General features: G+C 67.0%; 22 protein-coding genes. 16 read left to right on the top strand and 6 right to left on the bottom strand.

The features are described 5' to 3' along the window. Positions 1-3 precede the first annotated feature (3 nt). Both CMO28_RS23540 and CMO28_RS23545 read left to right on the top strand, forming a co-directional pair. On the top strand, positions 4-852 hold the full coding sequence (locus CMO28_RS23540; RefSeq protein ID WP_296717879.1) for an ABC transporter ATP-binding protein: 849 nt from the start codon (positions 4-6) through the stop codon (positions 850-852). Beyond that, positions 804-1,850 (top strand): DUF6925 family protein, encoded by a 1,047-nt coding sequence (locus tag CMO28_RS23545; RefSeq protein ID WP_296717883.1) that lies wholly within the window; start codon positions 804-806, stop codon positions 1,848-1,850. Before CMO28_RS23540 ends, CMO28_RS23545 begins: the two co-directional genes overlap by 49 nt. Positions 1,851-1,854: 4 nt before the next feature. Here CMO28_RS23545 and mltG read toward each other — a convergent pair whose 3' ends face one another. The 5 genes from mltG to fabD all read right to left on the bottom strand — a co-directional run bounded on the left by mltG (position 1,855) and on the right by fabD (position 6,644). Then, the gene (gene mltG, locus CMO28_RS23550; protein ID WP_296717885.1) at positions 1,855-2,877 is read right to left on the bottom strand and encodes an endolytic transglycosylase MltG; all 1,023 of its coding nucleotides are present in this window, start codon (positions 2,875-2,877) and stop codon (positions 1,855-1,857) included. 50 nt (positions 2,878-2,927) lie between these two features. Beyond that, positions 2,928-4,187 (bottom strand): beta-ketoacyl-ACP synthase II, encoded by a 1,260-nt coding sequence (gene fabF, locus CMO28_RS23555; RefSeq protein ID WP_296717887.1) that lies wholly within the window; start codon positions 4,185-4,187, stop codon positions 2,928-2,930. A gap of 284 nt (positions 4,188-4,471) precedes the next feature. Then, positions 4,472-4,708, bottom strand: coding sequence for an acyl carrier protein (locus CMO28_RS23560; RefSeq protein WP_014745381.1), 237 nt, complete (start codon positions 4,706-4,708; stop codon positions 4,472-4,474). 199 nt (positions 4,709-4,907) lie between these two features. Beyond that, positions 4,908-5,645: a 3-oxoacyl-[acyl-carrier-protein] reductase gene (gene fabG / locus CMO28_RS23565; RefSeq protein ID WP_014745382.1), complete on the bottom strand. Its 738-nt coding sequence runs from the start codon at positions 5,643-5,645 to the stop codon at positions 4,908-4,910. A gap of 57 nt (positions 5,646-5,702) precedes the next feature. Next, the gene (gene fabD, locus CMO28_RS23570; protein ID WP_296717893.1) at positions 5,703-6,644 is read right to left on the bottom strand and encodes an ACP S-malonyltransferase; all 942 of its coding nucleotides are present in this window, start codon (positions 6,642-6,644) and stop codon (positions 5,703-5,705) included. Positions 6,645-7,239: 595 nt separating this feature from the next. Between fabD and rpsF the strand changes: the two genes are divergently transcribed. The 13 genes from rpsF to CMO28_RS23635 all read left to right on the top strand — a co-directional run bounded on the left by rpsF (position 7,240) and on the right by CMO28_RS23635 (position 20,745). Next, entirely contained in the window at positions 7,240-7,728 is a 489-nt protein-coding gene (gene rpsF, locus CMO28_RS23575; RefSeq protein ID WP_296717895.1) for a 30S ribosomal protein S6, read from the top strand. Between the two features lie 32 nt (positions 7,729-7,760). After that, positions 7,761-8,036, top strand: a complete 276-nt coding sequence (gene rpsR / locus CMO28_RS23580) for a 30S ribosomal protein S18 (protein ID WP_014745386.1) — start codon at positions 7,761-7,763, stop codon at positions 8,034-8,036. Between the two features lie 160 nt (positions 8,037-8,196). Beyond that, positions 8,197-9,150, top strand: a complete 954-nt coding sequence (locus tag CMO28_RS23585) for a hypothetical protein (protein WP_296717898.1) — start codon at positions 8,197-8,199, stop codon at positions 9,148-9,150. Between the two features lie 22 nt (positions 9,151-9,172). Continuing rightward, complete coding sequence (gene rplI, locus CMO28_RS23590; protein ID WP_296717900.1) at positions 9,173-9,742, top strand: 50S ribosomal protein L9; 570 nt, start codon at positions 9,173-9,175, stop codon at positions 9,740-9,742. Between the two features lie 430 nt (positions 9,743-10,172). After that, on the top strand, positions 10,173-11,414 hold the full coding sequence (locus CMO28_RS23595; protein ID WP_296717903.1) for an SAM-dependent methyltransferase: 1,242 nt from the start codon (positions 10,173-10,175) through the stop codon (positions 11,412-11,414). A 177-nt stretch (positions 11,415-11,591) separates the two neighbouring features. Further along, the gene (locus CMO28_RS23600; protein WP_062765256.1) at positions 11,592-13,175 is read left to right on the top strand and encodes a replicative DNA helicase; all 1,584 of its coding nucleotides are present in this window, start codon (positions 11,592-11,594) and stop codon (positions 13,173-13,175) included. After that, complete coding sequence (alr, locus tag CMO28_RS23605; protein WP_296717909.1) at positions 13,172-14,404, top strand: alanine racemase; 1,233 nt, start codon at positions 13,172-13,174, stop codon at positions 14,402-14,404. The genes CMO28_RS23600 and alr overlap by 4 nt, the downstream gene beginning before the upstream one ends. After that, positions 14,401-15,174: an MlaE family ABC transporter permease gene (locus CMO28_RS23610; RefSeq protein ID WP_062765262.1), complete on the top strand. Its 774-nt coding sequence runs from the start codon at positions 14,401-14,403 to the stop codon at positions 15,172-15,174. The genes alr and CMO28_RS23610 overlap by 4 nt, the downstream gene beginning before the upstream one ends. A gap of 34 nt (positions 15,175-15,208) precedes the next feature. Beyond that, positions 15,209-15,988 carry an ABC transporter ATP-binding protein gene (locus CMO28_RS23615; RefSeq protein WP_014745393.1) on the top strand — a complete coding sequence of 260 codons (780 nt, stop codon included), beginning with the start codon at positions 15,209-15,211 and terminating at the stop codon, positions 15,986-15,988. 36 nt (positions 15,989-16,024) lie between these two features. Further along, positions 16,025-17,497: a DNA repair protein RadA gene (radA, locus tag CMO28_RS23620; RefSeq protein WP_296717916.1), complete on the top strand. Its 1,473-nt coding sequence runs from the start codon at positions 16,025-16,027 to the stop codon at positions 17,495-17,497. 56 nt (positions 17,498-17,553) lie between these two features. Beyond that, positions 17,554-18,321, top strand: a complete 768-nt coding sequence (locus tag CMO28_RS23625; protein ID WP_014745395.1) for a CvpA family protein — start codon at positions 17,554-17,556, stop codon at positions 18,319-18,321. A 62-nt stretch (positions 18,322-18,383) separates the two neighbouring features. After that, a complete protein-coding gene (gene purF, locus CMO28_RS23630; protein WP_296717921.1) occupies positions 18,384-19,874 on the top strand; it encodes an amidophosphoribosyltransferase in 1,491 nt (496 codons plus the stop codon). Positions 19,875-19,920: 46 nt separating this feature from the next. Then, entirely contained in the window at positions 19,921-20,745 is an 825-nt protein-coding gene (locus tag CMO28_RS23635; protein ID WP_296717922.1) for an SDR family NAD(P)-dependent oxidoreductase, read from the top strand. A gap of 69 nt (positions 20,746-20,814) precedes the next feature. On the opposite strand, the gene CMO28_RS23640 is transcribed toward CMO28_RS23635, so the two are convergent. Then, the gene (locus tag CMO28_RS23640; RefSeq protein WP_296717924.1) at positions 20,815-21,483 is read right to left on the bottom strand and encodes a TetR/AcrR family transcriptional regulator; all 669 of its coding nucleotides are present in this window, start codon (positions 21,481-21,483) and stop codon (positions 20,815-20,817) included. A gap of 245 nt (positions 21,484-21,728) precedes the next feature. Here CMO28_RS23640 and CMO28_RS23645 point away from each other — a divergent pair, with 245 nt between their 5' ends. Beyond that, complete coding sequence (locus tag CMO28_RS23645; RefSeq protein WP_062765275.1) at positions 21,729-22,025, top strand: hypothetical protein; 297 nt, start codon at positions 21,729-21,731, stop codon at positions 22,023-22,025. Positions 22,026-22,276: the final 251 nt, after the last annotated feature.

Below are 22,276 nucleotides of genomic sequence, written 5' to 3' on the forward strand. Positions count from 1 at the left end.
CCCATGGACGCAACGACCCTCGAGGCGCGACACCTCACCCTTTCAGGGCCGGACCGCGCCCGGCTGGAGGATCTGTCCCTGTCGTTCGGCCCGGGGCAACTGGTGGGGCTGATCGGCCCCAATGGCGCCGGCAAGACCACGCTGCTGCGCCTGCTCGCCGGTCTTCTGACCCCGCAGCATGGGAGCGTGCTGCTTGGCGGGCAACCGCTGCACCAATTGTCCGCCGCCGCCCGGGCGCGACGGATCTCGTATCTGGCCCAGGGCGCCGATGTGCATTGGCCGCTGCCGACAGAAGCCGTGGTCGCGCTCGGCCGCCTGCCTCATGGTGACGGCCGGAGGCCCGCAGATCGCCGCGCAATCGCCCGAGCCATGGCGGCGACCGGGACGCAGGGTTTCACCGGCCGCCGGGTCGACCGGCTTTCAGGCGGTGAACGGCTCAAGGTTCTGCTGGCCCGGGCACTGGCCGTGGAGGCGCCGATCCTGCTCGCAGACGAGCCGGTCGCAGCCCTCGACCCCGCACACCAGCTCGATGTCATGGACTTGCTCAAAGCCCTTGCAGGCGATGGCCGGCTGGTGGTGGCCGTGCTGCATGATCTGGGGCTTGCCGCCCGGTTCTGCGACCGGCTGGTGTTGCTGGCAGAGGGTCGCCTGATTGCCGACGGACCACCTGAAGCCGTGCTCACCCCCGACAGGCTGGCACGGGCCTATGGCATACGCGCCCTGCATGGCCAGGCCGACGGCCATCTGCTGGTCGTGCCCTGGGCCCGCACCCGGATGTCGGAACAGTCAAGGGAGACAACGATATGCCTCACGCATCCATCTCCGGATATGAGGATGCAGCAGGCCCGCTGATCGGACGGCTTCTGGCCGATCCGGCCCAGGCCTGGAGCACAGGCAGCTTCGGCGCCATCGCCGAGTTCATGCGCGATGCCGGCGAGCCGCTATCGGTCGATGCCGCAGAGGACCCCGAGCGCCGCCGGCTGGCGACTGACCGTGGTGCCATCGCCATCACGCTGCGGAGCGATGCCCGGCCGCTGGCCTACGAGACCCCGTCCTCCGACGGCGTCGGCTGGTCGTCGGCCATCGCTTTCTGCCTGCCCGAAGCCGCCGCCGCCGGGCCGGCCCGGACGGTGGTCACCGAACTCGGCCCCGATGCGGATGCCGTACGGCCGGAAGACCGGAACGGCATCCTGTTCGATCTGGGCCTCGGCATTCCTCATACCGAGGCCTGCCTGCGCGCCTCGACGCCCGAGGCTCTCTCGGTTCTCCGCAGGCTGGCCGGCCGGCCGCTGCTGGGGGAAGATCCGGGCCCGCGCCGGGCTGCCGCAGCCACCGGCGCCCATCGGGTCTTCATGACCCGGCTGGCAAGGATCGAGGTCTTTCAGGCCGTTCCAAAGACGGGGGAAACCTCTCCCGAAGGCCCCCACACCCATCTTCTGCCGAAGCTGCTGGCCGCTGGTCGCACCGCCTCCGCCAATACGCCGATCCCCGACGGGTTGGTCGCCGGTCTGACGCTGCATGCGTGCAATCCGCTGCGCGATGCCCTCGGTCGGCCGCGCGCTTTCGACCCGATCGCTCATCAGGCCTTTCAGGAATTGATGACAGCGCATGGCGATCCGCGGGTGCTGGCCCTGCGTCAGCGGTTCCTGGCCGCACTGCAGGACGGAATGGCCCCGGACGCCCTGGTCGATGACGAGGATCAGGATGCCCGGCATCTGCGGGCGACGCTTCGCGTGGCTCTGCGTCAGGCGCGCCAGACGCAGGCGGCCAGAGCGGCTGTTCTCGATGCCTGGAGCGAGGCAATCGATCCCGCCGCCCGTGGGCGGACTCCGGACACCGTCTGCGGCTGAGGCGTCAGTCGCCGGCTGCCGCCTTCGCTGCCCGGCGACGCTCGCGCTCGATCCGGCGCCATTTGGCGACATTGGCATTGTGCTCGGCCAGCGTGCGCGCAAAGACATGGCCGCCCGTCCCGTCTGCCACGAAATACAGCGCATCTGTCTCCGCCGGCTGGGCCACGGCCATCAGCGCTGCACGGCCGGGCAAGGCGATCGGCGTCTTCGGCAGACCGTCGATCTCGTAGGTGTTCCAGTCATGGGCGTTGCCCAGATCGGACCGGGTGATACCGCGGTCGATCCGGCCGGTGCCCTCGCTCAGGCCATAGATGACGGTCGGATCCGACTGCAGCCGCATACCGCGCTTCAGCCGGTTCACGAACACGCCGGCCACAAGCGGCCGCTCGTCGGGAATGCCGGTCTCCCGCTCGACGATCGAGGCCAGGATCAACATCTCTTCGGGCGTCGACAGCGGCAGGTCCGGCCGCCTTGCCGCCCAGGCCTCGTCCAGTGCCTTGTCCATCGCCGCCTTCATCCGGCGGATCAGGGCGCCTCGATCATCGCCACGGGTATAGGTGTAGGTCTCGGGCAGCAACGCACCTTCGGCGAACCCCTCCATCGGCGGCATGTCGCCGCTGAGCAGGTCGTCGCCGGCCACCGCCTCCCAGGCGGCGCGAAGCGTGATGCCTTCGGGCAGGGTCAGGCGGTGCAGCACGACCCTGCCTTCGACCAGCATGTCGATGATGTCGGACGGGCTCTGCCCCGGCTCGACCCGGTATTCGCCGGCCTTCAGCCGGGTCTGCACATCCAGCAGCACCACCGCCGCCCGAAAGACCGCCGGCTGGTCGATCGCCCCGGCATCGGCGAGTTCACGGGTGATGCCGGCGACGCCCGTCCCCCGCGGCAGCAGCACGGTCCGGGCCTCGGTCAGCGGCCCGGGCGTTTCCAGCCAGACGGAGCCCCACCACAACAACGCCCCCGCCCCCGCGACGACCAGGGTCGCCAGGGAGACGAGGGCGATGATGAGATGCTTCAGGAAGCGCACGGCAGAGCCCGCAGATCCCGGATCATAGTGTCGGCATCACTCGGAGAGGCTCATTCGGGCCGGCCGAAGATCACCGAGGCGTTGGTGCCGCCGAAGCCGAAGGAGTTGGAGAGGGCATAACGCACCTCGCGTTCCTTGGCCTGATGGGGCACCAGATCAATGTCGCAACCCTCGTCCGGATTGTCCAGATTGAGGGTCGGCGGCACGACACCGTCGCGGATCGAGAGGATCGAGAAGATCGCCTCGACAGCGCCGGCAGCGCCCAGCAGATGGCCGATCGACGACTTGGTCGACGACATCGACAGCTTGTAGGCCGCCTCGCCGAACAGGCGCTTCACCGCCGCCAGCTCGATCACGTCACCGCGCGGCGTGGAGGTGCCGTGGGCGTTGACATAGTCGATCTGGTCGGGGTTGAGCCCCGCCCGCTTCATCGCCGCCTGCATGGCGCGGAAACCGCCATTGCCGTCTTCCGACGGTGCGGTGATGTGATAGGCATCGCCCGACATGCCGTAGCCGACGACTTCGGCATAGATCTTCGCGCCACGCGCCTTGGCATGTTCAAGCTCTTCGAGCACGACCACGCCGGCACCCTCGCCCATCACGAAGCCGTCACGACCCTTGTCCCAGGGCCGCGACGCACGCTCAGGCGTATCGTTATAGCCGGAGGACAGAGCCTTGGCCGCGGCGAAACCGGCAATGCCCATGCGGCAGACGGCGGCTTCCGAGCCGCCTGCCACCATCACATCGGCATCGTCCCACATGATCAGCCGGGCGGCATCGCCGATAGCATGCGCACCGGTGGAGCAGGCGGTGACCACGGCGTGATTCGGCCCGCGGAAACCATATTTGATCGAGACCTGGCCCGAGGCCAGATTGATCAGCGCGGCCGGGATGAAGAACGGAGACACGCGGCGTGGACCGCGCTGTTCCATGGTGACCGCGCCTTCGGCGATGGTCGGCAGGCCGCCGATACCAGAGCCGATCATGACACCGGTGCGATCGAGTTCTTCCTCGGCCTCCGGAGCCCATCCGGCGTCGCGGATCGCCTCGTCGGCGGCCCCCAGCGCGTAATGGATGAACTCATCCATCTTCTTCACGTCCTTCGCGGGAACATAGTCCTCGGGACGGAAGGCATCGTCACCGGCGCCCTTGGGCACCATGGCGGCGATGCGGACGGAAAGGTCGGACACATCGAAGGTGTCGATGTGACGGATTCCGGACTTGCTGGCGAGCAGACGCTCCCAACTCGCCTTCACCCCGACCGCGAGCGGAGTGACAAGACCCAGCCCGGTGACGACGACACGTCTCATCTCGGTCAGCGCGTCCTTTCTGCCTGAAATGGGTCGCATGCCGGCAGCACGACGCCAGCCGGAACGCCAGAAGCGGGCGCTGCAGCCGATCCCGTTCCGGACCGGCCGACCACGCCCGTTTCATAGCGGATCTCCGCGGCCCGTCAGGGTTGCGCGGCGGAGCCGGCTGCGGGGACGCCTGATCGGCATCGCAGCACCGGCTCCGGAGGATCAGCTCACCCGCATGGAAGCGGGCGCGGCCGTGCCGGCCTGATGGCCGGCACGTCGCCCGGAGACCTGTCCGATCAGGACTGGTTCTCCTGGATGAACTTGATGGCGTCCTGAACGGTCAGGATCTTCTCCGCGGCGTCGTCGGGGATCTCGATCCCGAACTCTTCCTCGAAGGCCATCACGAGTTCGACGGTATCGAGGCTGTCGGCACCGAGGTCGTCGATGAAGCTGGCCGTCTCGGTGACCTTCTCTTCGTCGACACCGAGATGTTCGACCACGATCTTCTTCACGCGCTCAGCAATGTCGCTCATCAGTCGTCGTCCCTCAAGCTCACTGGCAAGTGGCGTTCGTTCGGGCGTAGCGCCGTACTGCCGTTTGTCTCGTGCCTGGCAGCCCCGCCGAAATCGAACAGGGCTGTAGCACACTTTCCGCACCTTGGCCAGCCGCGGCGGACATGCCGCGGCAATGAAGGTCACGGGGCTGGTCCGGTTTGCGTCCCCGGCCCGGCGGTCAGATCATGACCATGCCGCCGTTGACGTGGAGCGTCTGACCGGTCACGTAAGCCGCCTCGGCGCTCGCCAGATAGACGATGGCCGCGGCGACGTCTTCCGGCGAACCGAGACGGCCCACCGGCACCTTCTCGAGCAGACCGGTCTTCTGCTCGTCAGTCAGCACGTCGGTCATCGGCGTTGCGATATAACCGGGTGCAACACAATTGGCAGTGATCCCGCGCGAAGCAACTTCGTGCGCGATCGCCTTGATCATGGCGGTCAGCCCGCCCTTCGAGGCGGCGTAGTTCGCCTGCCCCGGATTGCCCATATGGCCGACGACCGAGGTGACGGCGACGATGCGGCCGTAGCGGCGCTTCATCATGCCCTTCATCGCGGCCCGGGCCAGACGGAAACCGGCCTTCAGGTTGACGTCGATCACCTGATCGAAATCGGCGTCCTTCATCCGCATCAGCAGCGTATCGCGGGTCAGCCCCGCATTGCTGACCAGAATGTCGAGCCCGCCCATGGCGGCTTCGGCATCCTTCACCAGCTGCTCGGCCGCGCCATCCGCCGCGAGGTCGGCCGGCAGAACATGGACACGCGAGCCAAGCTCGGCGGCAAGACCTTCCAACGCATCCGCGCGGCGGCCGTGCAGCGCGACCACGGCGCCCTGGGCATGGAGAGCGCGGGCGATGGCGGCGCCGATGCCGCCGGTGGCCCCGGTCACGAGCGCGGTGCGCTGCGTCAGATCGAACATGGATGATCCATCACTGTGGTGGACGGGAAAGATCGCAGGACGATTAAGAGGCCGTCCTCAGAGAGACTTCAGGAACGCTTCGATCTCGGCCGGCGTTCCCACCGACTGGGCCGAAAGCGCGCGGTCGATGCGCTTGGTGAGACCGGAGAGGACCTTGCCCGCCCCCAGCTCCACGGTTTCCTCGACGCCGGCCTCTTTCATCGCCAGCACGCTTTCGCGCCAGCGAACCATGCCGGTCACCTGCTCGACCAGCAGACCGCGGATGCGGTCCGGATCGGAAACCGGGGCGGCGAGCACATTGGCGATCAGCGGCAGGCGCGGCGCGTCGATCTCCACCTGCGCCAGGGCATCGGCCATCCGCTCGGCGGCCGGCTGCATCAGCGGGCAGTGGAAAGGCGCGCTCACCTCCAGCGGGATCGCCCGCTTGCCGCGGGCCTTGGCGACCTCGACCGCGCGGTCGATCGCGGTCTTGTGGCCCGACAGAACCACCTGGCCCGGCGCGTTGTCGTTGGCGGCGACGCAGACCTCGCCGGACCCCGCGGCCTCGTCGGCGATGGCCCGTGCCTCGTCGGGGTCCACGCCCATCAGTGCCAGCATGGCGCCCTGCCCGACCGGAACCGCCATCTGCATGGCCTGGCCGCGGATCTTGAGCAGACGGGCCGTATCGCCGATGTCCAGCGCCCCGGCCGCGCAAAGCGCCGAATACTCGCCCAGCGAATGCCCGGCCACGAAGGCGGCTTTTTGGGCCAGATCGACGCCGCCTTCCCGCTCGAGGACGCGAACCACGGCCATCGAGCAGGCCATGATCGCCGGCTGGGCATTCTCGGTCAGGATCAGCTGCTCGGCCGGGCCTTCGAACATCAGGCGGGTCAGCGGCTGCTTCAGCGCCTCGTCCACCTCCTCGAAGACCTCACGGGCCGCGGCAAAGGCCGCTGCAAGATCCTGTCCCATGCCCACCTTCTGCGAGCCCTGTCCGGGAAAGACGAACGCACGTGCCATGGAGCCTCGCTTCAGTCTTGGCTGTCGACCCGATCGCCGGACCGAAGCCCGCAGGCCCGGCCGGTCGTCGCCAAGTCATGACCGCGACCGCGACCGATTGTCAAGAACCGCATCGTCCCACCGCACCGGATATGGCCGCCATGACTGGCACGACCAGCAGTTTCCGGGGCTTTGCGATGCGGAACATCCAGCGCCGGGTCGGTCTCAGTTTAGCCGACGCCGCGGAAGATGCGAGAGGTGAAATCAACCCTTGATACGTATTTTGCGGGAAATTTGTGATCGCAGGGCGAGTGTCGGCATCCATCGGGAGCCGCCTTGTACCCGACCACCCGCCAGACGGGCCGCCGGCGGCGATTTGCCTTGCGCGCCGAAGGGCATGACGTATAGTGCGCGCCTCCACGCCGGGTCTCTCGATCCGGTGGTGGGGATGTCGTGCGTCCACGCCATCATGGCATGGCCGGATGCACAACACCGCTCCTTGCCGGCATCACGTGATGTCGGCTGAGCCCGTCCCGCCCGGGCGGTCCGACACGCCGGAAGGCGATCGTCGGAGACCGGGGCGTCGGGCAGGAAAAAGCCGTAAGGAGTCCATTATATGCCCTTCTACGAGACGACGATCATCGTCCGTCAGGACGCCTCGACCCAGCAGGTCGAGAAACTGGGCGAGGATATCAAGACCATCCTCGAGAACGCCCAGGGCCGCGTGATCAAGCAGGAGAACTGGGGTCTTCGCCAGCTCGCCTACCGGGTCAAGAAGTACCGCAAGGCCCATTATCTGCACCTGAACATCGAGGCCTCGGCCGAGGCGTTGGTTCAGATCGAGTACATGCTCCGCTACCAGGAAGATGTGCTCCGCTATCTGACCGTGCGCGTCGACGAAGTCTCCGAGGAGCCCTCGGTGATGATGCAGAGCCGTGGCCGCGGTGAGCGTGGCGAACGCGGTGAGCGTGGCGAACGCGGTGAGCGTGGCGAGCGCCGTGGCGGCGACCGCTTCGAGCGTGGTGACCGCGGCGACCGTGGTGATCGCGGCGATCGTGGTGATCGCGGCGACCGCTTCGAGCGTCGTGAGCGCGCCGACCGCTGATCCTGTATCAGAAATCGCGAGGATAGATCGTCATGGCTTCCAACAAGTCGCAGAGCGCCGTCACGATTCCGGCGGCTCAGGGCCAGCGTCGCCCGTTCTTCCGCCGGAAGAAGACCTGCCCGTTCTCCGGTGCGAATGCGCCGGTGATCGACTACAAGGACGTGAAGCTGCTCAGCCGCTACATCTCGGAGCGGGGCAAGATCGTGCCGAGCCGGATCACGGCCGTGTCCGCGAAGAAGCAGCGTGAGCTCGCCCGCGCCATCAAGCGCGCGCGCATTCTCGCCCTCCTGCCCTTCGTGGTGCAGTAACCCATCAGCCCTTCCGACGCCGTCCGCTCAAGACGGTGATCGACGGGATCCGATGGACCGACCGACTGATCAGGTCCGGATGGTCCCGGAAACACGACCTTCGACCCGGTACCGGTAACGGTGCCCCGGCTTCGGAGGCGGATAGCGGAACAGGACGCCCATGCGGTTGTCGCGCGACCTCTCCATCACCCTGGCGGCGGGTGCCCTTTCGGGCGTCGGCAGCCTGCTGGTCGTGACGGGGGTGCTGGGCGTGATCGCAGCCTATCTGGCGCCCGCCCCGCTCTTCGCCGCCGCCTTCCGCTACGGGCTGCCCGGCGGGGTGATTTCGGCTGTGGCCGGCACCATCGCAGGCGCCGCCACCGCAGCGGCTCTGGCCGGGCCCGAGCAGGTTCTCTACGGCCTGGGCTTTGCGGTGGTCACCGCGCTGCCCGTGCTTGTCATCGCCCGTTTCGCCCTGCTTTCCCGCCCCGATGGTGCGGGGGGAACCGAATGGTACCCGGCAGGACGGCTGATGACGGTGGCCATCGCGCTTGCCGGCGTGCTGGTTGCCGGGGGATGGCTGTTCGCAGCCGGTGCCGAGGGTGGCCTGCGCGGCGAGGTCGCGCGGACGCTGGAACCGCTGATCGAGCTGATGGCGGCAGATGCTGCCACGGCGAATGCCGCGGTTCTGGCCGAAAGTCTGGCGGGGCGTTTCGTCGCCTTCGCTGCGTGTTTCTGGGTGGTGCAGATGGTCCTTTCCGGCATGCTCGGCCGCTTCGCCGCGGACCGGCTGCTCGGGGGATCGATGCGGCCCGTGCCGCCGCTTGCCTCCTTCGATCCGCCTGAGGCGGTTCGCTGGGTGCTGGTCGCCGGCGTCGCACTGACCATCGCCACCGGCGGCGACGGTGATTTCGGCCTCTTTGCCGGAGTTGCCGCGGTGCTGGCCGCGATGCCCTATCTGGTCCTCGGTCTGGGTGTGGCACACGGGCTTGCCCGCGGTGTCCGCGGCGGCGGGTTTATCCTCGCTGCGGTCTATCTGCTGGCACTGATGCTGTACTGGCCGATCCTGCTGATCCTTGTCTTGGGCTTCGTCGAACGTTGGGCCGGGCTGCGCCGTCGCTCCGGTGCCGCCTGACACAGCCTTAGGAGTACATCCGATGGAAGTGATCCTGCTTGAGCGCATTCAGAACCTGGGCCAGATCGGCGACCGCGTGAAGGTCCGCCCGGGTTATGCGCGCAACTTCCTCCTGCCGCAGCGCAAGGCCATGCGCGCGACCAAGGAGAACCTCAGCTATTTCGAGACCCAGCGGAAGGCCCTGGTGGCGCTGAACGATCAGCGTCGCGGCGAGGCCGAGGTGCTGGCCGAGAAGCTGACCGGCCAGGTTCTGCCGGTCGTCCGTCAGGCGGCCGACAACGGCCAGCTCTACGGTTCGGTCACCGCCCGCGACGTCGCCATTGCGGTGGAGCAGTTCGGGTTCGAGATCAACGGCCGCCAGGTTCAGCTGCGCGAGCCGATCAAGACCCTGGGCACCCAGACCGTCTCCATCTCGCTGCACCCCGACGTTGTGGTCGACGTGACCATCATCGTCGTCCGCAGCATGGACGACTTCCTGAACCAGCAGCGCCGCGCGGCCGAGGCCGACGAGCAGCTCGACGACGCCTATGAGCTCGCCGAGGAAAGCGCTGCCTATCAGGCCGACGAGGTTGAGGAGGAGGAAGAGGTCTGATCCTCTTCCGCCCCGACAATCCGTCGGGCCCCTTGGGGCCGACACATGCGGCCGCGTTCCGGTACGTCCGGGACGCGGCCGTATCGTTTTGACAAACCGGTTTTCTGGAACCGCAACAGGACCTGCAGATTTTACGAGAGATCTGCCCCATCCGGATGCTGTGGCAAAAATTCAACAGTGCGGCACATCAAGTCCGTAGACATTTGACGGGCGCTTTTGAAGGGGCATAGGATTGGAACGTGTCTAAAATACGCCGGCCCGGACCGGCGAGCGACGTCGGACGATCCCCCCGCGCGTCGGCTGACCCACAACACCCGGCCCGTGCTCCTCCCGCACGGTTTCCGGCATCCGTACGCGTGGAGTTGCCCCCGCATAGACCCGGCGTCTTTCGCCACGGCCCGGTCACGGCTCCTGACGGAGGCGATTGACCGTGATATCCGGTTTGACCTTCCTCGGCGGACTGATCCGCACGGGGACGCTGGTTGTGAATGACGAGAACGGACGCAGTCACCGCTTCGGCGACGGCACCGCCCCGCATGTCCGCATCCAGATCCACGACCCTGCCATGCTCCGGCGCATGGCGGTCAACCCGTCGATGGCCCTCGGCGAAGGGTATATGAACGGCCAGTTCGACATCATCGACGGGGATGTGCGCGCCCTGCTCGATCTGGGCGTGAAGAATTATGCCCGCCAGTCGGCCCATGCCCATCACTGGCCGGTCTGGGCAACGAGGCTGATCAACTTCTTCTATCAGCACAATCCGCGAAACCGGGCGCGACGCAACGTCGCCCATCACTACGACCTGTCCGAAGAACTGTACCGGCTGTTTCTGGATGCCGACCGTCAGTATTCCTGCGCCTATTTCCAGACGCCGGATGACGATCTGGAGACGGCGCAACGGCAGAAGAAGCGGCACCTGGCGGCAAAGCTGCTGCTGCAACCCGGGCAGAAGGTGCTCGACATCGGCTGCGGCTGGGGGGGTCTCGGGCTTTATCTGTCGGGTCATGCCGATGTCGAGGTGGTCGGCGTGACGCTGTCGGAAGAACAGCACAAGGTGGCCCGCGCCCGCGCAGAAGCATCAGGCCTCGCCCAGCGCGCCGATTTCCGGCTCACCGATTATCGCGACCTCTCCGAACGTTTCGACCGGATCGTGTCGGTCGGGATGTTCGAGCATGTCGGCCTGAAGCACTATGACGAGTATTTCCGCAAGGTCTACGACCTGCTGACCGATGACGGCGTGGCCGTGGTTCACACCATCGGCCGCACCGACGGGCCCGGCGTCACCAATTCCTGGATCCGCAAATACATCTTCCCCGGCGGCTACGTCCCGGCACTTTCGGAGATGATGCCGGCGATCGAGCGCGCCGGACTGGTCGTCACCGACGTCGAAATCCTGCGACTGCATTATGCCGAAACGCTGAAGCACTGGTATGAGCGTTTCATGGAGCACCGCAACGAGGTCCTGGCGCTGTATGACGAGCGGTTCTGCCGGATGTGGGAATTCTATCTGGCAGGCTGCGAAGCCTCGTTCCGTCACTGGGGTCAGGTGGTGTTCCAGGTTCAGCTGGCCCGTCGCCAGGATGCCGTGCCGCTGACCCGCGACTACATCACCGACACCGAACGCGAATGGGCCGCGCGGGAGCGTCGGCACGAGCTGCATGTGGCCTGCTGACGCGACGCCCTGGCCCGCCAGGGGTCCCCGCCCTCAGAAGCCTTTCATCCCGACGCCCGCCGGTGCATGATCGCGACCGTGGGCGACCGGTGGCCGGGCCAACCCGTCCCGGCCACCGGTCGCCCACGACCTGATCTGTTTCTGCCCTGACCTGCTTCTGCACCGATCCCGAGGCCGATGACCGATACCGATTTCGACGCAGCCGGCCTGCCCGCCGTCACCGCCGGCGCCTCCACGGCGCTTACGGCAGGCTCCGATGCGGCCGGCAGCGGGCTCGCGGTCCGCAGCCGCCCCAACAATGCCGAAGTCGAACAGGCGCTGCTGGGCGCCCTGCTGATCAACAACGAAGCCACCCATCGGGTCAGCAGCTTCCTGCGCCCCGAACATTTCCACGAGCCGGTTCACCAGCGGATCTACGGCCAGATCCTGCGCTTCATGGAGCGCGGTCAGATCGCCAATCCCGCCACGCTGAAACCGCTGTTCGACGCCGACCCCGCCCTGTCCGGTGTGGGTGGCGCCGCCTACCTGGCGCGCCTGGTCGGCTCTGCGATCTCGATCATCAATGTCGAGGACTATGCGCGGATCATCCACGATTTCGCGCTCCGCCGGGCGCTGATCGACATCGGCGAAGAGGTGGTGAACGAGGCCTATGACGGCCGCGCCGAACGTCCGGCCATCGAGCAGATCGAGCATGCCGAGCACCGCCTCTACACCCTGGCCGAACAGGGAGAGATCGAGGGTGGCTTCGTCTCTTTCGATCGGGCCCTCAGCACGGCGCTCGACCAGATCGAAGCTGCCTATAAGCGCGACGGCAACCTGGTCGGTGTCGCCACCGAACTGATCGATCTGGATAATCTGATGGGCGGGCTACAGCCCTCGGACCTGCTGATCCTGGCGGGCCGTCCGTCGATGGGCAAGACGGCGCTTGCGACGACCATTGCGTTCAACGCCGCCCGCGCCTACCGCACCGAGCCCGAGGAGGCCGGCGGCAAGCCGAAACAGGTCGACGGCGCCGTGGTCGGCTTCTTCTCGCTCGAAATGTCGGCCGAGCAGCTGGCCGCCCGCCTTCTGGCGGGTGCCGCCGGCGTCCCTTCCGACCGGCTGCGTCGCGGCACCATGTCGCCCGAGGATTTCGAGAAGGTGGTGATGGCGGCGCGCGAGCTGTCGCGCATCCCGCTGTTCATCGACGACACGCCGGCGATCACCGTCCCGGCCATGCGTGCCCGCGCCCGCCGGCTCAAGCGGCAGCACGGTCTGTCGATGATCGTGGTCGACTATCTACAGCTGATGCGGGCAGTACGTGCCACCGACAACCGCGTGCAGGAAGTGTCGGAGATCACCCAGGGGCTGAAAGCGGTCGCCAAGGAACTGAACGTGCCGGTGATCGCGCTGTCCCAGCTCTCGCGTGCCGTGGAGCAGCGCGAGGACAAGCGGCCGCAGCTCTCGGACCTGCGCGAAAGCGGATCGATCGAGCAGGACGCCGACGTGGTGATGTTCGTGTTCCGCGAGGAATACTATCTGGCGCGCGCCGAGCCCAAGCAGCGCCCGGACGAGAAGCCCGACAAGTTCGCCGAGCGCTATTCCCACTGGCAAAGCAGGTTCGAGATGTCCCGCAGCGTCGCGGAGGTGATCGTGGCCAAACAGCGCCACGGCCCGATCGGCACCGTGCGGCTGCATTTCGACCTGAACACCACGCGCTTCGGCAATCTGGATCGCGACCACGCAGCCCTGCTGGCCGCCAACGCCCCGTCGAGCGAATGAGCACGCCGGTCACCACCCCTGCCCTGCCCGCGGCACCTGCCGCCCCGCCGCCTGCCTGGATCGAGATCGATCTCGACGCGCTGGCAGAGAACCACGCCCGCCTCACCGGGCTGATGCGCGCGCACAACCCGGCTGCCGAGATCGCGGGCGTGATCAAGGCCGATGGCTACGGGCTGGGGGCGGATATCGTCGGTCCCACCCTTGCGCGGGCCGGCGCGCCTGCGCTTTTCGTCGCACATCTGTCGGAAGGTGCAACGCTCCGCCGGGCGCTCCGGGCGGATCCCGACCCCGCCCGCCACGCCCTGCCGGTCTACATCCTGAACGGCATGGCCGAGGGAGAACGTGCGGATTTTCTGGCCTTTGACCTCCGTCCGGTGCTGAACGGCCCCGACGACCTCGACCGCTGGACCCGCGCCGGCCAGGCCCAAGGCGGGCCGCTGCCGGCCGCCCTGCATATCGACACGGGGATGAGCAGGCTCGGTTTCGACGAGGCAGGCTTCAAGGCCCTCGCAGCCGACCCGGCACGCCTTGGCGGCGTCGATATCCGCATCACCATGAGCCATCTCGCCTGTGCCGATGATGCAGCCCATCCGCTGAACCGGCGCCAGCTCGACCGTTTCCGGGTCGTGGCGGATACGATCGGGCGTGGCAGGCTCAGCCTTGCCAATTCAAGCGGGCTGTTCCTCGGCCCCGACTTCCATTTCGATCTCGGTCGCCCGGGCGTGGCGCTCTACGGCGTCAATCCGATACCCGGGCGCCCGAACCCGATGGTCCCGGTCGTGCGGCTGAAGGCCCGGGTGCTGCAGGTGCGAACCATCGACAGCTTCGAGAGCGTCGGCTATGGTGCGGCAGCCCGCGCGCGGTCGGGCATGCGGGTGGCGACGCTGGCGATCGGCTATGCCGATGGCTGGCCCTGGTCGGCCGCAGGCAAGGGCGAGGTGGTGATTGCCGGCCATCGGGCCCCGATCCTCGGCCGCGTGTCGATGGATCTGGTGACGGTGGATGTCAGCACCCTGCCGGAATCGCTGATCCATGGCGGCGCCGTGGCGGAGCTGATCGGCGATCATCGCGACGTCGATGCGCTGGCAAAAGACGCCGGCACCATCGGTTATGAGATCCTGACCCGCCTGGGCCGCCGCTATGCCCGGCAGCCGATGGCGTCGGGCCAGACGCAGGTTTATCCGATTGGCGTGCCCACGCCGCAGACGGAGGTCGACCCCGCCCCATGAACCCGCTTGCCGCCATCGGCCGGGCCCTGCTCTCCCTGTTCGAGACCGTGGGCCGCGTTGCGCTCTTCGTCCTGGTCGTGCTGCGCCATCTGGTCACCCCGCCCTTCTATTTCCGCGCCATGGGCCGGCAGGTGATGGAGATCGGCTATTACAGCCTGCCGGTGGTGGGCATGACTGCGCTGTTCAGCGGCATGGTGCTGGCCCTGCAAAGCTATACCGGCTTCGCCCGCTTTTCGGCTGAAAGTGCCGTCGCAGGCGTGGTGGTGCTGTCGATCACCCGCGAACTCGGCCCCGTTCTTGCCGGGCTGATGGTCGCTGGCCGGGTGGGGGCCGCGATCGCGGCCGAGATCGGCACCATGCGGGTGACGGAACAGGTGGATGCGCTGACCACGCTGCGCACCAACCCCTACAAATACCTGATCGTGCCGCGGGTTCTGGCTGCGACCCTGATGCTGCCGGTGCTGGTGCTGATCGCCGACATCATCGGCGTGATGGGCGGCTGGCTGGTCGGCGTTTACAAGCTGGGCTTCATCTCCACCACCTATCTGGTCAACACCTTCAATTTCGTCGAGCCGCTGGACGTGATCTCAGGGCTCGTGAAAGCGGCGGTGTTCGGCTTCCTGATCGCAACCATGGGCTGCTATCACGGCTTCAACAGCCGCGGCGGCGCCCAGGGTGTCGGCAGTGCCACGACCAATGCGGTGGTGTCGAGTTCGATCCTGCTGCTGATCTTCAACTATGTCATCACCGAGCTGTTCTTCGCGCGCTGAACCACAGCCCTGTCCCCGAGGAGCCCCAGGCGACATGACCACCGCCACCCCGAAGATCGCGCTCGCCGACGTGCACAAATCGTTCGGCCGCAAGCAGGTGCTGCGCGGCGTGGATCTTTCGATCGATGCCGGATCGTCGCTGGTGGTGATCGGCGGCTCGGGCACCGGCAAGTCGGTGCTGATCAAGTCGATCCTGGGCATCATTCATCCCGACAAGGGCTCGATCCGCATCGACGGCCGCGAGACCATGGGGCTCGGCGCCCGCGACCGCGAAGAGGTCATGGCTGGCATGGGCATGCTGTTCCAGGGCGGTGCGCTGTTCGACAGCCTGCCGGTCTGGCAGAACGTTGCCTTCGGCCTGATCCAGGGCAAGGGGGTGGCCCGGCGCAAGGCGCGGGAGATCGCGATCGAGAAGCTGTCCCTGGTGGGTCTTGGCGCCGATGTTGCGGAACTGGCCCCGGCGGAACTGTCGGGCGGCATGCAGAAGCGTGTCGGCCTGGCCCGGGCGATCGCCACCGACCCCGACATCCTGTTCTTCGACGAGCCGACCACCGGGCTGGACCCGATCATGGCCGACGTCATCAACGATCTGATCCGCAATCAGGTGAAGCGCCTGGGTGCGACTGCCATCACCATCACCCACGACATGGCGAGCGCCCGAAAGATCGCCGACCATGTGGCGATGATCTATCAGGGCCGGATCATCTGGCACGGCCCGGTGGAAGAGATCGACCACAGCGGCAACCCCTATGTCGACCAGTTCATCCATGGTCGTGCCGACGGGCCGATCCAGATGGAACTGCGCCGGCCCTGACGCGTTTCGACGCGACGGATTCCGGGAAACCAGTCGATGGCCAAAGCCACCACGCATTTCGTCTGCCAGTCCTGCGGTGCCACTGCGGCGAAATGGGCCGGGCGCTGCGAAGCCTGCGGCGAATGGAACACCATGGTCGAAGAGGTCCTGCCCCAGCCGGTGGCGGGTGGACGCGGTTCGGCCGTGGCTTCCGCGCGGCGCGGGCTGTCCTTCGTCACCCTGGACGGGCCGGTCGAGGTCGTGCCCCGGCGGCGCTGCGGCATCGGTGAACTGGATCGGGTGCTGGGCGGCGGCCTGGTCCCGGGGGCGGCGATCCTGATCAGCGGTGACCCCGGTATCGGCAAATCCACCCTGCTGATCCAGGCCCTGGCGGCACTGGCCGGCAATGGGGTCGATGCCTATTACGTCTCGGGCGAAGAATCGGTCGATCAGGTCCGGCTGCGCGCCCATCGGCTGGGCCTCGATGGGTCGTCGGTCAGGCTCGCCGCCGAAACCAATATCCGCGACATCGTCTCGACGCTGGAGAAGACCCCGGCGGACAGACCCGCGGTGGCGGTGATCGACAGTATCCAGACCATGCGCCATGACGGTCTGGAAGGCGCACCGGGAACGGTGTCGCAGGTGCGCGCCTGCGGTCAGGAGCTGATCCAGCTGGCCAAGCGGCGCGGCATCGCGGTCATCATCGTCGGCCACGTCACCAAGGAAGGCCAGATCGCCGGTCCCCGCCTGCTGGAGCACATGGTCGATACCGTGCTCCACTTCGAGGGCGAGCGCGGCCATGCCTATCGAATCCTGCGCGCCGTCAAAAACCGGTTCGGCGCCACCGACGAAATCGGCGTGTTCTCGATGACCGACCTCGGCCTGATGGAGGTGGAAAACCCCTCGGCCATCTTCCTTGGCGATCGCGACGAGAAAATATCGGGCAGCGCCGTCTTCGCGGGGCTGGAAGGCACCCGGCCGGTGCTGGTCGAAATCCAAGCCCTGGTGGCCGCCTCGGCGCTCGGCACGCCGCGCCGCACCGTCGTCGGCTGGGATGGCGGACGTCTGGCCATGATCCTCGCCGTGCTCGACGCGCGGTGCGGCCTTTCGCTCGGGTCGAACGACGTCTACTTGAACGTTGCAGGCGGGTTGCGCATCCTTGAACCGGCCGCCGATCTCGCAGTTGCAGCAGCACTGCTCTCGTCGCTCACCGATCGGGCCCTGCCCAAGGAAACGGTGGTGCTGGGCGAAGTGGGGCTCTCGGGCGAGGTGCGTGCGGTCTCGCAGATGGAGGCGCGGCTCAAGGAAGCCGCCAAGCTGGGCTTCACCCGCGCCTTCGTTCCCAAGGCCGGCGTCGGCCGGCAGATGCCCGTCGAGATCCGGCCGCTGAAGCGCCTGGCCGAACTGGTGGAACTCTTCGTGGGGCCGAATGGCGAATACGCCCCCAAACCTGCCGGCGATCAGGCCGGCGACCGGGACGGCGCTGCCCGGCCCGGCCGGCGCGGCCAGCCGCGCGGAACGATCGACTGACGGAAGCGGGCCTCCCTGCCCTCCCCGCCGTCCGCCCCTGTTGAAGGAAGACCCGGATGTCCCTGACGCTCGCCGACGTGGTTGTGCTCGCCATCGTCGCACTTTCGACCCTGGTGGCATTGATCCGCGGCTTCGTACGCGAGGTGCTGTCGATCGTCGCCTGGGTCGGCGCCGCGCTGATCACGGCCTATCTCTTCGATCCGCTGCGCCCGCTTGCCGATGACTTCATCGCCAGCGAGACCGCCGGCGACATCGCCACCATCGCGGTCATCTTTCTGGTCTCGCTGCTGATCCTGTCGGTGATCACCCGTGCCATCGGCGACGTGGTCTCGGGCAGCCCCTTCACCTTCCTCGACCGCCTGCTCGGCGCCGGTTTCGGTGTCGCCCGCGGCCTGGCGGTGATGGCAGCCATCTATCTGGGCCTGCTCTGGGTCTGGGGCCCGAATGGCGAGCCCGAATGGGTTCGGAAATCGGAAACCCGTCCCGCGGTGGTTGAAGCGGCGCGGATCATTCAGGAACTGGTGCCCGAGCGCATGCGCAGCCAGTTCCTGGAGCGCGCAGACCAGGCGGCGGGCGCTGCGGCCGGCGCCGCAGGCGATGCGGTGCGTGGCACGCTGGGCGGTGCGATGCCCGGCATGCCGCGCGACACCGCGCCTGGAACGGCTCCTGCGCAGAACAACCCCTCGGGCAATGTGACAGGTGCAACCCCCTCCGGCGGTGAAATCGGTTACGGCGAAGGGCAGAGACATGATATGAACCGCCTGCTCGATGCGATCGAGCCCGCACCTGCGGGCGGCCAGGGCACGCAAGGCCAGGGCAACTGACCGCATCCGGCTGACGGAGCGACCGCAAGTCCCAAGACGGTCGTCGAAATCGGTGCGAGGCGATGATCATCACCCATCCCTTCCGATCCGGGCCCGACGGCCGGGACCTGGTCCATGCAGATGAGGATCATCTGCGCGAGGAATGTGGCATCTTCGGCATTCACGGCCATCAGGAGGCTGCCCGTCACGTAGCCCTCGGTCTGCATGCCCTGCAGCACCGCGGCCAGGAGGCCTGCGGCATCGTCAGTTACGACGGCGACCAGTTCCATCCTCACCGTGCGGTCGGCCTTGTCGGCGACGCCTTCGCCGATGAACGGCTGATGGCGCAGATGGCCGGCAATATGGGCATCGGCCATGTCCGCTACGCCACGACCGGCGGTGCGGGCCTGCGCAACATCCAGCCGCTTTATGCCGATTTCGCCTTCGGTGGCCTTGCGATTGCCCATAACGGCAACCTGACCAACGCGCTGACCCTGCGCAGCCAGCTGGTCCAGCGCGGGTGCATTTTCCAGTCCACCTCGGACAGCGAGGTGATCGTGCATCTGATCGCGATCAGCCTCTATACCGATGTGGTGGACAAGCTGATCGACGCGCTGCGCCAGGTTCACGGCGCCTATTCGATCGTGGCCCTGACCCGCGACAAGCTGATCGGCGTGCGCGACCCCTGGGGGGTGCGCCCGCTGGTCATCGGCAAGCTGGACGGCGCCATGATGCTGGCCTCCGAGACCTGCGCACTCGACATCATCGGTGCCGAATTCGTCCGCGACGTTGAGCCGGGCGAGATCGTGGTCATCGAGCAGAGCGGCCTGCGCTCGATCAAGCCGTTCCCGAAGACCGCCAGCCGGTTCTGCATCTTCGAGCACATCTATTTCGCCCGCCCCGACAGCGTGCTGGAAAATGTCAGCGTCTACGAGGCGCGCAAGCGCATCGGGCGTGAGCTGGCCCTGGAGAGCATCGTCGAGGCCGATGTGGTCGTGCCGGTGCCGGACAGCGGCGTGCCGGCGGCGCTGGGCTTCTCGGAGCAGAGCGGCATTCCCTTCGATTACGGCATCATCCGCAACCACTATGTCGGCCGGACTTTCATCGAGCCGACCGATCAGATCCGGCATCTGGGCGTGAAGCTGAAGCACAACGCCAATGTGCCGATGATCAAGGGCAAGCGGGTGGTGCTGGTCGACGACAGCATCGTGCGCGGCACCACCTCGACCAAGATCGTGAACATGGTACGCGAGGCCGGTGCGGCCGAGGTCCATATGCGGATCGCCTCGCCGCCCACCACCCATCCGTGCTTCTATGGCGTCGACACGCCGAGCCGCGAAAAGCTGCTGGCGGCGCGCATGGACATCGAAGAGATGGCCCGGTTCATCAATGCCGACAGCCAGGCCTTCATCTCGATGGACGGCCTGTACCGTGCCATGGGTGAAGAGGGCCGCAATCCGGTTCAGCCGCAGTATTGCGATGCCTGCTTCACCGGCGACTATGCCCTGCCGCTGACCGACGGCCAGGTGGACGGCAGCGACGCCAAGTTCCGCCTGCGCAGCGACTTCGCCTGAGCCGACACCGCAGCTGCCGCCCCCCAGAGCTTCCGGAGCGCGACCGATGACCGAAGACACGCAGCCCGCCGCCCCCGCCGATCGCCCGCTCGAGGGCCGGATCGCCCTGATCACCGGTGCGTCACGCGGTCTGGGTGCGGCGGTTGCGGAACGCTATGCCATGGCCGGTGCCCATGTCATCCTGCTTGCCCGCACCGTCGGCGGATTGGAAGAGACCGACGACCGGGTGAAGGCTGTGGGGGGCACTGCGACCCTGGTGCCGCATGATCTGGCCGATCTCGACAAGCTCGACAGCCTGGGGCAGCAGATCTACGAGCGTTTCGGCCGGCTCGACATCCTGGTGGGCAATGCCGGGCTGCTCGGCAACATCTCGCCCATGTCGCAGCAGAAGCCCCGCGACTGGGATCGGGTGATGACCGTCAACGTCTCGGCCAATCAGCGGCTGATCCGGAACTGCGAGCCGCTGCTGAAGCTGTCGACAGCCGGCCGCGCGATCTTCGTCACCTCGCGCGCCGCCCGCCGGATCCGCGGCTATTGGGGCGCCTATGCCACCTCCAAGGCCGCGCTCGAGGCCATGGTCAAGACCTGGGCCATGGAGATCGAGAACAGCCGCATCCGCGCCAATCTGGTCGATCCGGGGGCCCTGCGTACCCGCATGCGCGCCGCCGCCTATCCGGGAGAGGAAAAGGACCTCCAGACCCCGCCAGAGGCGATCGCCGAACTGTTCGTCGATCTGGCCCTGCCCGGCCTGACCGCCAATGGCGAGATCTTCGTGGCCCAGACCGCGCCCCAGGCACCGGCCCATGGCCACGACCATCATGATCACGATCATCATGGCCATGATCATGGTCCCGGTTGCGGCTGCCACTGACGGGCACCCTGCACCAGATCGACGGAACTTCCGGGGCGCCTGACGGCGCCCCTTTTTCGTGGCCAACCGTCAGGCGCCGGGAAGCTGTTCGATGATGGCGCGCATCAGATCTTCGGTCAGGCGAAGCTGGGGCGGCTTGCCGTCGCCATGGGCAGCCCCCGAGGGCGGGCTGCCGTCATCCAGCACGCCGTGGACCAGCGCCACGCCGACCATCAATGCCAGTGCCAGCCGCGCCTTCTCCCGCGCATGGGTGCCGCCGATCCGCTCCACCAGATGGTCCAGAACATCCGCCTCCAGCCGTTCACGGATCAGCGGCATCGCCGCCCGGCTGTTGATCGAGCTCATCAGGATCCGGCTGACCCGTTCACAGGCCGCCAGAACCGCGGCATCGATGTCGTGATCGGCCGCCTCGCGCCCATGCTCCTCCGTCAGCGCAGCCGCCAGCAGGCCCGGCCGGCCGGCCATCACGGTCAGGCGGGTCAGAACCCGTGCCAGCCTCTCGCGCGGGACGTCGCGCAGCAGGGCATCGAAGGCCGCATCGCCCAGGCATACCGCGAACAAGCGTTCCTTCGATCCGTAATAGCGGATGACCAGCGAAACATTGACGTCCGCGGCCCGGGCGATTTCCCTCAGGCCGACCGTGTCATAGCTGTTCGCGGCAAAGGCGTGGCGCGCCGCATCGAGGATCGCCGCTTTGGTCGCCTCGCTGTTGCGGGGCCTGCTCTCTTTATCTGACATCACTTCTTCATCAAATCAACTTCAAGTTATGCAAACACCTGTTGACATGTCCCGGGATGGACATCTAAGGTTTCAGACGACGGGTGGTGCTGCCGTCGATCTACGGCAGGTGGCGCAATTCCGCAGAGCCGGCGGACATCCTCTCCCTCCCCGATGCCGGCGCATACCCCAGCGTTCAGGTACAGCTTCCGGGCTGCGCTGATGAGGGTTTTTGCCGCCACGGCGCAGAATTTGGACGACAGGCAATGCCCGAACAGGACGCGCACGGCCGAACGCAGGCCGGGCAGGTGCGACCGACGCGACTGAACACGCGGGAACTTCTGGAACTCGCCGCCAGCCTGCTGTCGGCGGCTGAAGCGGGGGACACATCGGTTGGCGGGCGGCTTGGCTCCCTTCCGGAGGAACTGCTGCGAGTGATCGATGACCTGCCGCCGGACTCCGAGGACCGGTCGTCGGCATTCCGCTTTCTCGACATCGAACAGGCGTCAGAGACCGTCACGATCCTGATCCGACCCAATGATCGCGATCAGGGGTGGAGCTGACCGGCCTTCTGCCCACACGATACCGGCGAACGCAGGCGGCGCCCCCGCCCTGCGACAATCGCGGCGTATATGTTATGTGAATCCGACGGGATCTGCGCGCGAAGACCATGATAATGGGTGCGTTCGACGCTTATCCCTGCCCGTTCACGGCGATCGCCCGCACGAAAAGCACGTGAAAGTAGTGTAATAGCGCGGGCATCCGCTGCCAGAACAACATTATTGCATAATATAGGAAAGACTGCAGGCGCCGC

The sequence above is a fragment of the Tistrella sp. genome, assembly GCF_002684955.1.
Taxonomy (GTDB): domain Bacteria; phylum Pseudomonadota; class Alphaproteobacteria; order Tistrellales; family Tistrellaceae; genus Tistrella; species Tistrella mobilis.

Coding starts and splice junctions, on each gene's coding strand:
- CMO28_RS23540 (WP_296717879.1), top strand. CDS start 4: ATGGACGCAACGACCCTCGAGGCGCGACACCTCACCCTTTCAGGGCCG.
- CMO28_RS23545 (WP_296717883.1), top strand. CDS start 804: ATGCCTCACGCATCCATCTCCGGATATGAGGATGCAGCAGGCCCGCTG.
- fabF (WP_296717887.1), bottom strand. CDS start 4,187: ATGAGACGTGTCGTCGTCACCGGGCTGGGTCTTGTCACTCCGCTCGCG.
- CMO28_RS23560 (WP_014745381.1), bottom strand. CDS start 4,708: ATGAGCGACATTGCTGAGCGCGTGAAGAAGATCGTGGTCGAACATCTC.
- fabG (WP_014745382.1), bottom strand. CDS start 5,645: ATGTTCGATCTGACGCAGCGCACCGCGCTCGTGACCGGGGCCACCGGC.
- fabD (WP_296717893.1), bottom strand. CDS start 6,644: ATGGCACGTGCGTTCGTCTTTCCCGGACAGGGCTCGCAGAAGGTGGGC.
- rpsF (WP_296717895.1), top strand. CDS start 7,240: ATGCCCTTCTACGAGACGACGATCATCGTCCGTCAGGACGCCTCGACC.
- rpsR (WP_014745386.1), top strand. CDS start 7,761: ATGGCTTCCAACAAGTCGCAGAGCGCCGTCACGATTCCGGCGGCTCAG.
- CMO28_RS23585 (WP_296717898.1), top strand. CDS start 8,197: ATGCGGTTGTCGCGCGACCTCTCCATCACCCTGGCGGCGGGTGCCCTT.
- rplI (WP_296717900.1), top strand. CDS start 9,173: ATGGAAGTGATCCTGCTTGAGCGCATTCAGAACCTGGGCCAGATCGGC.
- CMO28_RS23600 (WP_062765256.1), top strand. CDS start 11,592: ATGACCGATACCGATTTCGACGCAGCCGGCCTGCCCGCCGTCACCGCC.
- alr (WP_296717909.1), top strand. CDS start 13,172: ATGAGCACGCCGGTCACCACCCCTGCCCTGCCCGCGGCACCTGCCGCC.
- CMO28_RS23610 (WP_062765262.1), top strand. CDS start 14,401: ATGAACCCGCTTGCCGCCATCGGCCGGGCCCTGCTCTCCCTGTTCGAG.
- CMO28_RS23615 (WP_014745393.1), top strand. CDS start 15,209: ATGACCACCGCCACCCCGAAGATCGCGCTCGCCGACGTGCACAAATCG.
- radA (WP_296717916.1), top strand. CDS start 16,025: ATGGCCAAAGCCACCACGCATTTCGTCTGCCAGTCCTGCGGTGCCACT.
- CMO28_RS23625 (WP_014745395.1), top strand. CDS start 17,554: ATGTCCCTGACGCTCGCCGACGTGGTTGTGCTCGCCATCGTCGCACTT.
- purF (WP_296717921.1), top strand. CDS start 18,384: ATGATCATCACCCATCCCTTCCGATCCGGGCCCGACGGCCGGGACCTG.
- CMO28_RS23635 (WP_296717922.1), top strand. CDS start 19,921: ATGACCGAAGACACGCAGCCCGCCGCCCCCGCCGATCGCCCGCTCGAG.
- CMO28_RS23640 (WP_296717924.1), bottom strand. CDS start 21,483: ATGTCAGATAAAGAGAGCAGGCCCCGCAACAGCGAGGCGACCAAAGCG.
- CMO28_RS23645 (WP_062765275.1), top strand. CDS start 21,729: ATGCCCGAACAGGACGCGCACGGCCGAACGCAGGCCGGGCAGGTGCGA.